This window comes from Thermonema rossianum DSM 10300 (assembly GCF_000426825.1).
GTDB classification, from domain to species: Bacteria; Bacteroidota; Bacteroidia; order Cytophagales; family Thermonemataceae; genus Thermonema; species Thermonema rossianum.
In genome coordinates this window covers 18641-32753 of sequence record NZ_AUGC01000006.1, presented here as the reverse complement: position 1 = coordinate 32753, position 14113 = coordinate 18641, and the positions used below count along the sequence as shown (strand labels likewise).

General features: G+C 50.8%; 12 protein-coding genes. 6 read left to right on the top strand and 6 right to left on the bottom strand.

The annotated features are described in order from the left end of the window. Position 1 precedes the first annotated feature (1 nt). The 4 genes from K384_RS04750 to K384_RS04735 all read left to right on the top strand — a co-directional run bounded on the left by K384_RS04750 (position 2) and on the right by K384_RS04735 (position 3727). Positions 2-1003: a beta-ketoacyl-ACP synthase III gene (locus K384_RS04750; RefSeq protein WP_038029999.1), complete on the top strand. Its 1002-nt coding sequence runs from the start codon at positions 2-4 to the stop codon at positions 1001-1003. 52 nt (positions 1004-1055) lie between these two features. After that, positions 1056-1547, top strand: coding sequence for an acetyl-CoA carboxylase biotin carboxyl carrier protein (gene accB / locus K384_RS04745; protein ID WP_038029998.1), 492 nt, complete (start codon positions 1056-1058; stop codon positions 1545-1547). 16 nt (positions 1548-1563) lie between these two features. Continuing rightward, positions 1564-2910, top strand: a complete 1347-nt coding sequence (gene accC, locus K384_RS04740) for an acetyl-CoA carboxylase biotin carboxylase subunit (protein ID WP_038029996.1) — start codon at positions 1564-1566, stop codon at positions 2908-2910. Positions 2911-3028: 118 nt separating this feature from the next. Further along, positions 3029-3727: a M48 family metallopeptidase gene (locus tag K384_RS04735; protein ID WP_038029993.1), complete on the top strand. Its 699-nt coding sequence runs from the start codon at positions 3029-3031 to the stop codon at positions 3725-3727. A gap of 7 nt (positions 3728-3734) precedes the next feature. Here K384_RS04735 and K384_RS04730 read toward each other — a convergent pair whose 3' ends face one another. Genes K384_RS04730 through K384_RS04720 form a run of 3 tightly spaced genes read right to left on the bottom strand, consistent with a single transcriptional unit; the run spans position 3735 to position 8409 of the window. Then, complete coding sequence (locus tag K384_RS04730) at positions 3735-5861, bottom strand: tetratricopeptide repeat protein (protein ID WP_038029990.1); 2127 nt, start codon at positions 5859-5861, stop codon at positions 3735-3737. A 50-nt stretch (positions 5862-5911) separates the two neighbouring features. Continuing rightward, positions 5912-7177 (bottom strand): ABC transporter permease, encoded by a 1266-nt coding sequence (locus K384_RS04725; RefSeq protein WP_038029987.1) that lies wholly within the window; start codon positions 7175-7177, stop codon positions 5912-5914. Further along, on the bottom strand, positions 7162-8409 hold the full coding sequence (locus K384_RS04720) for an efflux RND transporter periplasmic adaptor subunit (RefSeq protein ID WP_157630061.1): 1248 nt from the start codon (positions 8407-8409) through the stop codon (positions 7162-7164). The genes K384_RS04725 and K384_RS04720 overlap by 16 nt, the downstream gene beginning before the upstream one ends. A gap of 111 nt (positions 8410-8520) precedes the next feature. Between K384_RS04720 and K384_RS04715 the strand changes: the two genes are divergently transcribed. Then, positions 8521-9420, top strand: a complete 900-nt coding sequence (locus tag K384_RS04715) for a bile acid:sodium symporter family protein (protein ID WP_038029981.1) — start codon at positions 8521-8523, stop codon at positions 9418-9420. Here K384_RS04715 and K384_RS04710 read toward each other — a convergent pair. The 3 genes from K384_RS04710 to K384_RS04700 are packed head-to-tail and all read right to left on the bottom strand — an operon-like array spanning position 9409 to position 12613. Beyond that, positions 9409-10041, bottom strand: coding sequence for a phosphatase PAP2 family protein (locus K384_RS04710; RefSeq protein ID WP_051633125.1), 633 nt, complete (start codon positions 10039-10041; stop codon positions 9409-9411). The genes K384_RS04715 and K384_RS04710 overlap by 12 nt on opposite strands. Before the next feature lie 16 nt (positions 10042-10057). Beyond that, positions 10058-11383 (bottom strand): RIP metalloprotease RseP, encoded by a 1326-nt coding sequence (gene rseP / locus K384_RS04705; protein WP_038029978.1) that lies wholly within the window; start codon positions 11381-11383, stop codon positions 10058-10060. A gap of 51 nt (positions 11384-11434) precedes the next feature. Beyond that, positions 11435-12613, bottom strand: a complete 1179-nt coding sequence (locus K384_RS04700; RefSeq protein ID WP_038029976.1) for a 1-deoxy-D-xylulose-5-phosphate reductoisomerase — start codon at positions 12611-12613, stop codon at positions 11435-11437. Between the two features lie 178 nt (positions 12614-12791). Here K384_RS04700 and K384_RS04695 point away from each other — a divergent pair, with 178 nt between their 5' ends. Continuing rightward, positions 12792-14066: an aspartyl protease family protein gene (locus K384_RS04695; RefSeq protein ID WP_038029973.1), complete on the top strand. Its 1275-nt coding sequence runs from the start codon at positions 12792-12794 to the stop codon at positions 14064-14066. Positions 14067-14113: the final 47 nt, after the last annotated feature.

Sequence of the window (14113 nt, the reverse complement as noted above, 5' to 3'; positions counted from 1 at the left end):
CATGGCACCAATCACCGCAGCCATCACGGGCGTAGCAGCTTATACCCCCGATTACGTATTGACCAACAAGGAATTGGAACAAATGGTAGATACCAATGACGAGTGGATTACCACCCGTACAGGTATCAAAGAACGCCGTATCTTAAAAGGCGAAGGCTTAGGCGCTTCTTATTTGGGTGCGCAAGCCGTGAAAAAACTTTTGGAAAAGACCAACACCCACCCTGAGGAGATAGAACTTCTTATTTGTGCTACGGCTACTCCCGACATGATGTTCCCGGCGACTGCCAACATCATTCAACACGAGGCAGGGCTTGTCAATGCTTTTAGTTTTGATTTGATGGCTGCCTGCTCCGGCTTCTTGTTTAGCTTGACTACAGCCGCGCAGTACATTCAAAGTGGACGCTATAAGAAGGTGATATTGGTAGGTGCCGATAAAATGTCGTCCATTGTGGACTACACCGACCGCAACACCTGCGTATTGTTTGGCGATGGGGCAGGGGCTGTTTTATTGGAGCCCAACACCGAAGGCTATGGGCTACTCGACCATGTGCATTACACCAACGGCGCCGGCTGGGTGCATCTCCACATGAAAGCCGGCGGAAGCCGCCGCCCTGCTTCACATGAAACAGTGGAGGCACGCGAGCATTTTATTTATCAAGAAGGCGCCAATGTATTTAAACATGCAGTAGTGGGCATGGCAGAAGCCGCCTATGAAATACTGGAGCGCAATCAACTCAGTGGCGACGACATTGCATGGTTGGTGCCTCATCAAGCCAACAAACGTATTATAGACGCTACTGCCCAACGCATGGGACTCGACGAGAACAAAGTAATGCTCACCATCGATAAATACGGAAATACCACCAATGCGACCATTCCTTTGTGTTTGAGGGACTATGAGGCACGTCTGAAAAAAGGCGACTTGCTGGTGCTGGCAGCATTTGGTGGTGGCTTCACTTGGGGTGCCAGCCTCGTCAAGTGGGCTTACGACCCCCAAGTTTAATTTTTTAAATACAAAATTGTATTTTTACCACCTCGAACAAACGAAAGCACTCATGAAAGCGAAAGAATTGAGAGACCTCATCGACTTCATTGCCCAGTCAGGCTTGGCAGAAGTCAATATCGAAACCGAAGAATTCAAAATAAGCGTAAAGCGTCATAGCGAAGCACCAGCAGTAGTGCAGTCGTCTGTGCCTGTGCCCCCGCCTGTGGTGCAGCAGCAAGTGCCGGCAGCTACACCGGCAGTGCAGGAGCCGCAAAGCGGAGGTGAAGCACCGGCAGCCGAACCCAAAAGCAATAAGAAACTGCTCGAAATCAAATCGCCCATGATTGGTACCTTCTACCGTGCCCCCAACCCCGACGCAGAGCCTTTTGTGAAGGTAGGCGATGTGGTGAAGAAAGGGCAGGTAGTTTGCATCATCGAAGCCATGAAGCTATTCAATGAAATAGAGTCGGAAGTAGAGGGACGCATCGTAGAGGTGTTGGTAGAAAACGCTACCCCCGTGGAATATGACCAGCCGCTCTTCCTGGTAGAACCTCTCTCTTAATTAAAAACGGATTTCTATGTTTAAAAAAATACTGATTGCCAACCGTGGCGAAATAGCCCTGCGCATCATACGCACCTGCCGGGAAATGGGCATCAAGACGGTGGCTGTGTACTCTACTGCCGACAAGGAAAGCCTGCACGTGCGTTTTGCCGATGAGGCGGTGTGTATCGGACCACCTGCCGGCAAAGAGTCTTATCTGAACATACCCAATATCATTGCTGCCGCAGAAATCACCAATGCCGACGCCATCCATCCCGGCTATGGTTTCTTGTCGGAGAACGCCAAGTTTGCGCAAGCCTGTATCGACCACAATATTAAGTTCATTGGTCCTACGCCCGAGATGATTCAAAAAATGGGCGACAAGGCAACCGCCAAAGCCACCATGCGGGCGGCAGGCGTGCCGGTAGTGCCCGGCTCCGACGGCTTGCTCGAATCGCTCGAACATGCCAAAAAAACAGCTGCTGAAATAGGCTATCCGGTGATGATGAAAGCCACCGCCGGCGGGGGAGGCAAAGGCATGCGCATCGTGCGCAGCGAGGAAGAACTGGAAAAAGCTTGGGAGTCGGCACGTCAAGAGGCAGCCGCCGCTTTTGGCAACGACGGGCTCTATATGGAGAAGTTCATCGAAGAGCCACGCCACATAGAAATACAAGTGTTTGGCGACCAATACGGCAAAGTATGCCACTTGTCGGAGCGTGATTGTTCCATCCAGCGGCGCCACCAGAAGCTTATCGAAGAAACTCCTTCGCCCTTTATGACCCCCGAACTGCGTAAAAAAATGGGGGAGGCAGCCATCAAGGGGGCGCAAGCCATCAATTATGAAGGTGCCGGTACCATTGAGTTTATCGTAGATAAAGACGGCAACTTCTACTTCATGGAGATGAACACCCGTATTCAGGTGGAGCATCCCGTGACCGAAGAAGCCACTTTCTTCGACCTGATTAAAGAGCAAATCAAAGTGGCGGCAGGCGAACCCATCTCGGGGCGCAACTATGAGCCGCAGCTTTATACGATGGAGTGTCGTATCAATGCCGAAGACCCCGCCAAGGGCTTCATGCCGTCGCCCGGACGCATCACCAACCTGCACATACCGGGGGGCATGGGTGTGCGTGTCGATACTCACATCTACGCCGGTTATACCATACCGCCGTTTTATGACTCTATGATTGCCAAGCTGATTGTGCGTGCACAAAGCCGCGAAGAGCTCATTGTGCGTACCAAGCGGGCATTGCAAGAGTTCGTTATTGAGGGAGTGAAAACAACCATCCCCTTGCTTATCAAAATACTGGACAACGAACAGTTCAAAGCCGGTAACTTTACCACACGCTTCTTGGACAACTTCGATATGTCTGACCTTGCTTAAGCATCCCAAAAAACTTCTTGCATATCTTCCGGGCAGCTGTTTTTACGACCGCTGCCCACTTTTTTTATCTTTGGCAAAGAAGAGCAGCGTATGTATCACTTTGTCCCGTCCGTTTCACATGAAAGGAAAGCATCCCCTGCCGTTTTCTGTTGACCGTATCATCCGCAGCAAACGAAAAACCATCGCCCTGCAAATCACCGAAGAAGGGGAGTTGTGGGTGCGTGCGCCCTACCATGCCAAAGAAAGTGACATTTACAGGGTGCTGCTCAAGCATGTGGCTTGGGTAGAAAAGCACCTGGCGGCTGCCCGGCAGCGCAAGGCAGCGCGCCCCGAAAGGCTATTTGTAGAAGGAGAGTTGTTTTATTATTTGGGGCATACTTATCCCTTGCGTTTCAGCGTACAAACGCCACAGCCTTTGCTTTTTGACGGAGCTGCTTTTGTGATGCATGCCGGCAAACAGGCAGAAGCCGCCCTCTTGTTTGAAAAGTGGTATATTGAGCAGGCAGCAGTTTTTTTACCGGAGCGGGTCGCCGGCTGGGCTGCCCGGGCAGGACTGCAGGGGTATTATACCGCGGTGAAGGTCAGCCGGGCGCGCAAACGTTGGGGCTCCTGCTCGTCCAAGGGAAGCCTGAACTTCTCTTGGCGCCTGATGATGGCACCCGTAGAGGTGGTAGATTACGTGATAGTGCATGAGTTGGCTCACTTACGCCACCACAACCACAGTGCTGCTTTTTGGCAGGAAGTGGAACGGCAAATGCCCGGCTATGCTGTGCATCATCGCTGGCTGCGGCAGCACGGGCACTTGTTTTCTTTATAGCAGTTGCTTAATACATCAAGCCAACCACCACCACGTCGTCGGTTTGGTCTTGGTTGCCCTTCCAGCGCTCAAATTCTTTCTCCCATTCGCGTGCCTGCTCTTGAAGTGGGAGGGTGGCGTGCCGTTTCAACAATTCTCTGAACCGCTTACTCATATACTTTCGCTCTTCTTCTCCGCCAAACTGGTCGGGGAAGCCGTCGGAGTGGAGGTAGATTTTGTCGCCGGGTTCCAACTGTAATTTGTGGAGTGTAAATACCTTTTCTTTTTTGTAGGACTTGTTGCCCAATGAAATGCGGGCGGCATTGAATACAAAAAAGTCATCGTCATGGAAAAGGTAAAGCGGAAACTTGGCGCCGGCGTATTCGAGCCGGTTGCCCTCTACAACAAGAATTGCCCCGTCTAAACCGTCTTGCACTTTTTCATCGGGGAGGGCTTGCTGAATGCGCCAGTCCAGTTGTCGCAGCAGTTCGTCGGGGTGCAGGCGGTCTTGCATTTCATCTACCAGCTTGTCGAGCAGGTTCATGGAAAGCACCGTCATCAGGGCGCCCGGGACACCATGCCCCGTGCAGTCTGCTACAACAATCACTTTTTTGTTACCTACCTCTTTGCACCAGTAGAAATCACCACTGACAATAGATTTGGGGCGGTAGAATATACCTGCTTCTCGGAATGGGTTGAGCAAAGCCTCTGTTTTGGGTATCATGGCTTGCTGAATGCGGCTGGCATACTGTATGCTGTCTTCGGTGCGTTTGTGTTGTATTTCCAACTCACGGTAGAGAGTCTGCAGCTGTTTGTTCAGTTTTGACTTGAAGCGGTAACGGTTGAAGAGCAGCAAAACGAGGATAGTCAGCATCACCAGCAGCAGGATGCCGAGAATGATGTATTGCCGGAGCCGCTCTTCTTTCAACTTCTGCAGTTCTTTCTCCCGTTCCAGCAGTTCTATTTGCTTTTGTTTTTTCTCTATTTCGTATTGACTGCTGATGAGCGCTATGCGGCGGCTTGTTTCTACATCGTAGAGCTCTTTTTGTAAATGGTTGCTCATTTGGGCATACTGAAAAGCCTGATAGTAGTCTCCCATTTGAGCATACACCCGGCTCAGCCCTTGGGCGGCATTCAGCAGTGCCGACTTGGATTCTACGGCAGCGGCTGCTTCCAGCGCTTTCTGGTAGTAATCCAAGGCTACGAGCCACTCTTCCTTTTGCTCGAAGAGGCGGGCTATGTTGTTGAAAGTGGCAGCTGCTTCTGCCGGGTCATTTTCTTCTTCATCAATCATGGCTGCCCGGAAATAAAGGTCAAGCGCTTCGTCAAATTTGCCCTGTTCGGCATATAGTATGCCCATATTGTTGTAGATGCGCGCCATGCCGCGCCGGTCTTTCAGTTCCTCACTTATTTTTAAGGAGCGGCGGTAATAGTCGAACACCTGCTCGTAGCTCTCGGCACTTTGGCTTTGGAGCAGTTTCAAGTGGGTGGCTGCTGCCAGGTTGTTCAATACACCGGCTACGTCGCGCATGCGGCGGTGCTTTTCATATATATTCAATGCGCGGGAGTAGTAGCGTATGGCTTCGTCGTAATTGCCCATGTTGTCATACACAAGACCTATGCTGTTATAGCAGCGGGCAATGCCTATTTGGTCGCCACAGCGCTCCCGTATCCTCAAGGAGTTGGTATGCAGCTCAATAGCTTTTTTGAAGTCACCCCATATTTGATACAGGCTACCCAGCCCGTTCAGGGCTTTAGCCTTTTCGAGGACCAAGCGGCAATTTTCTTCTTGTTTTGGCGTGAGAGGTGTTTCTATCACCTGGGTGTATTGCTCGAAAGCGCCCAGCAGGTCGTTCTGTTCGCTACGGTAGAGGTAGCAGTTGCCTAAGGCAACACGTGCTGCCAGAACACCACGCAGGTAGTTCTTCGATTCTGCTTTTTGCAGGGCTAAGTGAGCATACTTAAAAGCACGATCAAGGTCATAGAACAAATACTCATTGGCAAGCTCTACACAGATGTCCACTTCACGGGTGCCCACTGTATGCGCCAATTCTTGCTCCAGGCGAGCTATTTTGTTTTCTGCATCTTGTGCCCAAAGAGGCAAGACCGGACAAGACAGGAAGAGTAAAAAAACAAGCAGTAATTGTTTTGCCATAAGTCTTCAAAAAAGAGTGTGCAAGCTTTTGGGACTAAGGTAATCATTTTTTAGGATTCGTGCTGAATAAGTGCCCGGGCAGGAGGAAGCAGTGCCGCTTTCCGGGCAGGCAGCCATGCCGAAAGCAAACAAAGAGTAAGGGCTATGCCGGCTACCGAAAGGCAGTCGGGCACGCGCATATCCCATGGAATATCTGCTTGTTGACTGATGAAATAACTGAACACGCCGCCCAGCAACATGCCGGCCAGCCAGCCATAAAAGCCCAGCAGCAAAGTCTCCAGGATGAACTGCCATTGTATGAGCAGGGGAGTGGCACCTACCGCTTTTTGTATGCCTATTTCAACGCTGCGCTCAAGCGTATGGCTATAAATCATATTCACCATGCCGATGCTGCCTACCAGGAAAGCTACCACGCTGATGCTCCAGAGGGTAATGCGCAGGGTGCGTTGCGTTTTCTTTTCTTCGCTTATCAAGTTTTCCGGATTCCAAGCTTCGTAGCTGCTCAGCGGATAGGTTTGATGCAGCAGACTTGCCAGAAGGGGCATGCCTGCTGCCTGTTGCCGGTAGCGGCTCAGCCAGAAGGGGTGTGGCAGGTTCGTTTTTTCTATGAATGGCAACAGGCGGTATAAAAAAGTACCGGGGCTAACGATGACAGCACTGTTCAGGTCCGGTAACAAACGGTTATCGCTGCCCGGGCAATAAATGACGCCTACCACCGTGAGGCAAGTAGTGCCTATGCAAATGGTTTGCCCTACGGGGGAGTGCCCGGGTGGCAACAGGGCTGCCGCCAGACGGTGCCCCACTACACAAACAGCCGGGGCAGAAGCAGTGCCGGGCAGGAAACGTCCGCTTTCCAAGCGAATGGGCAGCAGCTGCCGGAGGGCAGCCGAAGAAACCACCAGCGGGAGCACCCGGTGACGGTCGCGGCAACGCACCTCAGCACTCAAATGCCAAATAGGGGTAGCGGGGCTTGTCAATACATCTTCGTATTGTTTCAATTTCTCAACAGTTAAGTAAAGCGCTTCACCGGCAGCGTTGAGTTGGTCGGCAGCCAGACTGTTGGTTTGAGGCAGCCAATACAGGGTATTGAGCCCATAGGCATGGAGGCGCTCCTGCAGTTTTCGATGCATGCCGCGGTTGAGTATCAGCAGACTGAACAGGGCGGCGGTGCCTACCACGATGCCTACCATGGAAAGCCACAGGCGCCAGCGGTGTGCACGCCGGTTTTGCTGTGCCAATTGCCAGCTGCAGTACAACACCTTTTTCCATTGTGCCACACGATGATGCGAGAGTATTTTTTTTATAATGCCTGCCATGGCAGCGATTCTGCTTCTTTGGGTAACGATAAACTGACTTGGTCGCCGGCTTTCAGCCCTTTTTTCACAATAACAAAGAGGTCATCGGCAGCGCCCAGCTCTACTTGCTGCCTTACCGTGCGTCTGCCTGTTCGTTTTATTACGTAGGGGGTGCCCGCGCCGGCATAATGAATGGCACTCAAAGGAACCAGCAGCACATTTTCGTGGCGACTGCACTCGATGCGGTTGAGGGTACTCATGGTAGGGCGTAAGGCAAGGTCTTTTTCTTTTAAACGTATATTTACGGCAAAGTAGCGCACTTTGGAACCATCGCTTTCGGCAGTACTCGATATGTTGATAACTTCGCCGTGGAAGGTGCGGTTGGGCAGCGCTTCTATGCGTACTTCGGCGCTTTGTCCTACTTGTATTTTATGTATGTCCAGCTCATTGACACGGGCTGTGGACACCAACTCTTGTTGTGCCGAAAGCTTTACTACAATGGGGTCCCAACTGCTGACCAAGCTGCCGGCTTCTTTTTTGTTCCCGTTCCAGTCTTTGTGATAAATCACGGTGCCATCGGTGGGCGCATACAGAGTGAGTGCTTCCAGTGCTTCCTGTGCTGCTTCGTATTTGCGTTTGGCTTCGTTGAGTAGCGTATAAATGCCCAACAGTTTGCTGCGCGCTTGCTTTTGTTTGAGCCGGTAGGATTGTTTGGCGCTCTCATAAGCGTTCAGGGCACGCTCATAAGCCAGTTTGGCTTTGCTTTGTTCGGCAGGGGGCTCATACTCTATGCCTTGTAGTTGTATTTTTTTCATTTCCAGGTCGAGAGCAAGGTTTTGCAGCTCTTCGCGCGCTTGGCGCAGCAGCAGCGCGGTATCGACCAATGCTTGGCTGCGCTCGTTTTCAAGCTTTTCTATTTCGATACGCAGCTGTTGTATTTTCTCGTTGAGTTCTTGTTTGTCTAAGGTGGCCAGGTAGTCGCCCGCTTTCACCTGACTGCCTTCGGGCACCATGTCCACGATCTTGACCTGGTAAATTTCGAGGCTGCGCAAGATGGCAGGCGCTGTGATTTCGACAGCTTGGCGGGCAGTGAGCTCGCCGGCTGCCAGCACTTGCACACTAAGGTTGCCTTTTTGTACGCGTGCCCAGCCTTCTTGTGTGGGGGATGAAGGCATCAACCACCATGCCAAAAAAAGTGTCAGCAGGGGAAAGGCTATAAAAAGCAGTTTCTTTCTGAGTGGGTGTGTAAACATGCATTTGACGGCTTTATGAAAAAACAAAGAGCGCAGTGGCTTGGTTGTGCCCGGAATTGTGTTTAATGCTAAGCTTGAAATTAGTAATTTGCGCCGAATTTAGAAAACGACATGTTTGGAGAACTATTAGCAACCTATATCCTGCCCTTGGTCTTGGCGCTCATTATGCTGGGCATGGGCTTGTCTCTTACCTTCAATGATTTTAAACGCATCATACGTTATCCCAAATCCATGCTTGTGGGGCTTGGCCTGCAGATGATAGGATTGCCTTTTTTGGCGTTTTTATTGGCATGGGTAGCCCCTTTCAGTCCGGCCATTAAAGTGGGAATTGTGTTGGTGGCGGCCTGCCCGGGCGGAACGGTGTCCAACTTAATTACCTACCTTCTGCAAGGCAACTTGGCTTTATCTATTCTGTTGACTTCTTTCAATAGCTTATTGACGATTTTTACTATTCCTTCCATTGTAAACTTGGCACTGTGGGTGTTTATGGGGGACCGGCGTGAGTTAAGCCTTCCTTTTTGGAATACTTTTGTGCAAATACTGCTGATAACGGTTATCCCGGCCGTTTTAGGCATTTACGTTCGGCATCGTGTGGGCAAACGCCGTGTGGAGCAGTGGCAACGCTGGCTCAAGTATCTGCTGCCCGGTTTGCTGGGGATAGCCATGGTACTGACCATTTACTTTAACCAAGACAACAGTCTGTCGTTCCGGTGGTATGATTATTTGGGCATCTTGCCTTTCATGCTGGGTCTGAACTTGGGCGGGATGCTGTTGGGGTACTATGTGTCGAAGGCGGTGCACCTGAAGCGCAAAAACTGCTTGACCATAGCCATTGAGGTGGGGTTGCAAAATACGGGGCTGGCTATTACCGTAGCTACCAGCGCCACCATGCTCAACAGCCCGGAAGCAGCCATTCCCGCTTCGGTGTATGCTTTGTTTACTTTCTTTACCGCCGTAGGCTTGGGGCTGTTTTTTAGAGAACGGTTGCCGCGCAAAGACTCAGGGGAGTAAGCGTTTTTGCCACTTTGGTTTTTCCCGAAGCGGCAGTAACCACCAATGGATGAGGCTTGCCCAAAAGGTACCGATGACGGCACCTGCCAGCACGTCGGTAAGAAAATGTTGATTTAAATAAATACGTGAAAAGCCTATCAATCCGGCTGCCAATGCCCAATATACGCCGCGTTTGGGGGCGCTGTGCAGCGCCAGAAAGGTAGCCAAAGCAAAAGCAGTGGTGGTATGCCCCGAAGGGAAGGAGTGTGCTATATGTACGTCCACGCCTGCAATGTAATGGAGTTTAGCGCCCAGTATGCCTTTGGGACGCAACGCATCGGCAAAGGCGGTGCGTTTTAGCAATTGGGTAAACAAACCGGAGGTGGCAAACGAAAGCAAGCCTTCGGTAGCGTGGTAGTAGCTGCGCCATAGTGCCATGCCTGCTATCACTATCACAAAGGTGAGGCCGTCACCTAAATGTGTCAGATAGGCAAAGAAAGCATCCAACCAAGGTAAGTGATGTGCATCTATCCATAGCTGCACCTGCTCTTTCGAAAAAGGCAACAAGGCTATGCCGCCAAACAGCAGCATAGCCCCTACGGTGTCATAGTATGGTTCATATCGCCGCAAAAGCTTTTTCACAATACCGGCTTTTTTTTTAAGTGAAAAACTTAAACAAATCGTTGAAGACAGCAAACACCATCAATGCCAACAATATAACCATGCCTACCTGCTGTGCCTTTTCAAGTATCTTTTCGGGTACGGGGCGCCCGCTCAATATTTCCAGCAACAAGAATACCACGTGCCCGCCGTCTAAGGCAGGGATGGGCAGCAGGTTCATGAAGGCAAGCACCATAGACAAAAGACCGGTGATGGTCCAGAAATGCAGCCAATCCCACACAGAACCATAAATGGCACCAATGCCTATGGGACCGGCCAGTGACTTGGAAGCCGACACTTCGCCCCGGAAAATTTTCTTGAATCCTTTGATATTATCGAAAATCACATTGAAGGCGGTGCTTGTACCTTTGACAAAGGCTTCGCCCAGACTTAGGTCTTTGCGCTCATACAGTTGGTTGAAGAAAGCAGGTTGAAAACCCAGTTTGCCGTCTTTGCCCACGGTGGCCGTCAGTTCTATAAGCTGCCCCCGGCGCAATACTTTCAGGGTTACTTCTTCATTTTTGTGTTTTGCCAAGAGTTCAGACAGCTCGTAGAAATGCCGTACGCTGTCTTGGTTTACGCCTACTATCTTGTCGCCTTTTTGCAAGCCGGCTTTTTCTGCCGGCGAGTTGGGGGCTATTTCTACTATTTCGTAGTTCGTCAGATAGGGAATGGGCAATATGAAGCCGTCCTTATTGTCAATGACCTTGTCTGCCAAATCGTTCGGAAGATGTATTTGCAGGGTGTCGCCTGCACGCACCACAGTAAACACCACGTCGCTGCCCAACAGCACATCAGAGCTGAACAGGTCGTTGAAGCGCTCCACGGCTTTTCCGTTGACGGCAATGACTTTGTCGCCGGTGCGCAAACCTACCGATTCGCCTATGTCGCCCACGATGATGCCCTGAACGCGCTCGTTGGGGATATAGTTTTCACCTTGGGTATAGCTGATCAAGGAAAAGATCAAGATACCGGTGATAACATTCATGATGATGCCGCCCAGCATCACAATCAGGCGTTGCCATGCCGGCTTGGCACGGAACTCCCACGGCTCGGGCTCTTTGGAAAGGGCATCGGCATTTTGGGTTTCGTCTATCATGCCGGCTATTTGCACATAGCCACCGAAAGGAATGATGCCAATACCGAACTCTGTTTCGCCTATTTTTTTACTCCATAGCTTTTTGCCCCAGGCGTCGAAAAAAATGAAAAACTTATGGACACGCATGCCAAAGGCGCGTGCGGCAATATAGTGCCCAAACTCGTGCACGGCTACTAAAACCGACAGCCCCAAGATGAGCTGTAAAATCATAATAAGAACTCCCATGAAATATCTTGTTTTTTTGGGGTGATTGGTGATTGAACAAAATTACAAAACTTAAACGTGTTTTAAGGCTTCTTTCGCATATTCGCGGGTTTGCCGGTCGGTAGCAAAATAGTCTTCGGGCGAAGGGTCGGCAATGTAGTCCATACGCTGCATACAGGATTCTATCAATACGGGAATGTCTAAAAAGTCGATTTGGTCTTGCAGGAAGGCAGCTACAGCCACTTCATTGGCTGCGTTGAGCACACAGGGCATATTGCCCCCTTGGCGAAGCGCTTCATATGCCAGACGCAGGCAAGGAAAAGCCTGCAGGTCGGGCTGCTCGAAGGTAAGTTGCGGATAGGCCGTAAAGTCGAAACGGGGGAAAGAGGTGCGGTAGCGCAGCGGATAACTGAGGGCAAAAAGGATGGGCAGCTTCATGTCGGGCAGGCCCATTTGGGCTTTGATAGAGCCGTCTTCGAACTGCACCATCGAATGAATAATGGATTGCGGGTGCACTACCACTTCTATTTGTTCGGGCGAAAGCCCAAATAGCCACTTGGCTTCTATCACTTCCAGTCCCTTGTTCATCAGGGTGGCCGAATCGATGGTGATTTTGGCGCCCATGTTCCAGTTAGGATGCTTAAGGGCTTGCTCTTTGCGTACGCCGGCCAGCTGCTCACGGCTGTAGCCGCGGAAAGGTCCGCCCGAAGCCGTCAGTATGATTTTTTCTATGGGGTTGTGAAACTCGCCCACCAGGCATTGAAAGATGGCAGAGTGCTCCGAATCGACGGGGTAAATGTTTACGCCCCTTTCGCGTGCCAGGCGTGTGATGTAGGCACCGGCTACTACCAGCGTTTCTTTATTGGCCAAGGCAATGGGCTTGCCGGCTTCGATGGCATGAATTGTGGGGCGTAAGCCTGCAAAACCTACCATGGCAGTAAGCACAATGTCGATGCTGTCCATCTCCACTATCTGACACAGGGCTTTTTCGCCGGCATACACCTTGACCGGGTAGGGTGCCAGTGCTTCTTTTAGTTTGTCGTAGTGAGCGGGGTTGCCTATCACTACGGCATTGGGCTGAAAAGCAATGCTTTGCTCTATGAGCAAATCCACATTGTTATGAGCGGTAAGTACTTCTACTTCCAAGTAGTCGGCTTGCTCGCGGATGACTTCGAGGGCCTGGGTGCCAATGGAACCGGTAGAGCCCAAAATGGCTACTCTTCTCTTTTCCTGCTGTATGGCTTCATTCATAGTATAGCTATTTATTTTTTACGCTTTGGGTGTTTGGCGCGCCAGTCGAGGTAATAGCCCACGCCGGCAAACAGCGAAGCGGCAAGAAATATAAGAATTGCTTTCCACAACATTTTCGTAAAATTTTTATTTTACAAAATAAACTTGTTTCCGTTCAATAGTATAAAAAGCCGGCTCTATGCTCATTTTTCGTTTGGTAGGCTATGGTTTGATAGCTCTTTGTTTGGGGGCATGCGCGAGCCGCTCTTTGGTTTCTTCCACTCAGGAAATAGGCTTCCGTATAGCCAAGAAACACCGCCCCAAGGCGGTGGTCCCTTTTGAGCTGTATGGCAACCTGGTGGTGGTGCCTGTTTTTGTGAATCATGGCAAAGATACTTTAAATTTTGCGGTTGACACCGGCGTGAAAGGCACACTTATTTTAAACCCTGCGCTTGACACTTTGTTTGCATCTTATGGCAACAGCACACGCATTCCGGTGCGTGGCTTGGGTTCGCCCGACGTCTTTTGGGCACATGTGTCTTCGCTTAATCATTTGCGGGTAGGCAGCAGTCTGGTCGATGAAGCCGCCAATGTCATGGTCATGGAAGACTCTGTATTCAACCTGTCTTCCTATGCAGGCAAGCCGATTCATGGGCTTTTGGGCTCTGACTTGTTTCGTCATTTGGTGGTGAAAATAGATTACCTGCGAAAAGAGTTGGTTTTTTATAGCCGTCATCACCGGCAGTGGCTGCGCAAGCTGAAAGGCTATCATGCCGATACGCTGTTGTTGCATGGCGAAAAACCTTATATGCGTTTATGGATACAGCAAGCAGGCGAGCGCCACTTCCGGCCGGTCAATGTGCTGCTGGACAGTGGGGCAGGGCATACGCTTTTGCTTGAAACAGCTGCCGACTCTGCTTTGCGCCTGCCGGCTCAACACATCAAAGGACGCATAGGCGCCACGCTTGCCGGCGATTGGTATGGTTTCATAGCCCGTTTGCCACGGATTCAAATAGCCCGTTGGCAAATGAATGAGGTCATTACCGGTTTCCCCGATACTTCTTATTACGAGTTTCGCAAGCCTGCCGGCATCGAGGTGCAAGGGGCCGTCGGCTTTGGGTTGATGTCACGGTTTCATTGGGTGTTTGACTACAAAAACCGCCGGGTGTGGCTGCGCCCCAACAAAAACGCCCGTAAGCCTTTCGAATATAGCTTTACCGGCATTGACTGGGTGCTTTTACCGCCCGATTTCCGCACCTTTATGGTCAGCGATGTCAATCCTTTGTCCGAGGCGTGGAAGGCAGGCTTGCGCCCCGGCGATATTCTACTGGGGGTCAACGAGTTTGCGGCATCGGAGCTGACACTGAACCGCCTGTATAAAATTACGGAGGTAGAAGGCAAAGATATAGCCTTGCTTGTGCGCCGCAACAATCACCTTATGTTTATCCGCTTTACTGCCAAGCGGCTTATTTAAAACCTTGTTTTGGAGTGGGGTAAAAGAAAGCCCCCCGTAAATCAAAA

What these genes read in the sequence shown, in the direction of transcription:
- K384_RS04750 (WP_038029999.1), top strand. Translation starts at nt 2, where the DNA reads ATGGCACCAATCACCGCAGCCATCACGGGCGTAGCAGCTTATACCCCC.
- accB (WP_038029998.1), top strand. Translation starts at nt 1,056, where the DNA reads ATGAAAGCGAAAGAATTGAGAGACCTCATCGACTTCATTGCCCAGTCA.
- accC (WP_038029996.1), top strand. Translation starts at nt 1,564, where the DNA reads ATGTTTAAAAAAATACTGATTGCCAACCGTGGCGAAATAGCCCTGCGC.
- K384_RS04735 (WP_038029993.1), top strand. Translation starts at nt 3,029, where the DNA reads ATGAAAGGAAAGCATCCCCTGCCGTTTTCTGTTGACCGTATCATCCGC.
- K384_RS04730 (WP_038029990.1), bottom strand. Translation starts at nt 5,861, where the DNA reads ATGGCAAAACAATTACTGCTTGTTTTTTTACTCTTCCTGTCTTGTCCG.
- K384_RS04725 (WP_038029987.1), bottom strand. Translation starts at nt 7,177, where the DNA reads ATGGCAGGCATTATAAAAAAAATACTCTCGCATCATCGTGTGGCACAA.
- K384_RS04720 (WP_157630061.1), bottom strand. Translation starts at nt 8,409, where the DNA reads ATGTTTACACACCCACTCAGAAAGAAACTGCTTTTTATAGCCTTTCCC.
- K384_RS04715 (WP_038029981.1), top strand. Translation starts at nt 8,521, where the DNA reads ATGTTTGGAGAACTATTAGCAACCTATATCCTGCCCTTGGTCTTGGCG.
- rseP (WP_038029978.1), bottom strand. Translation starts at nt 11,383, where the DNA reads ATGGGAGTTCTTATTATGATTTTACAGCTCATCTTGGGGCTGTCGGTT.
- K384_RS04700 (WP_038029976.1), bottom strand. Translation starts at nt 12,613, where the DNA reads ATGAATGAAGCCATACAGCAGGAAAAGAGAAGAGTAGCCATTTTGGGC.
- K384_RS04695 (WP_038029973.1), top strand. Translation starts at nt 12,792, where the DNA reads ATGCTCATTTTTCGTTTGGTAGGCTATGGTTTGATAGCTCTTTGTTTG.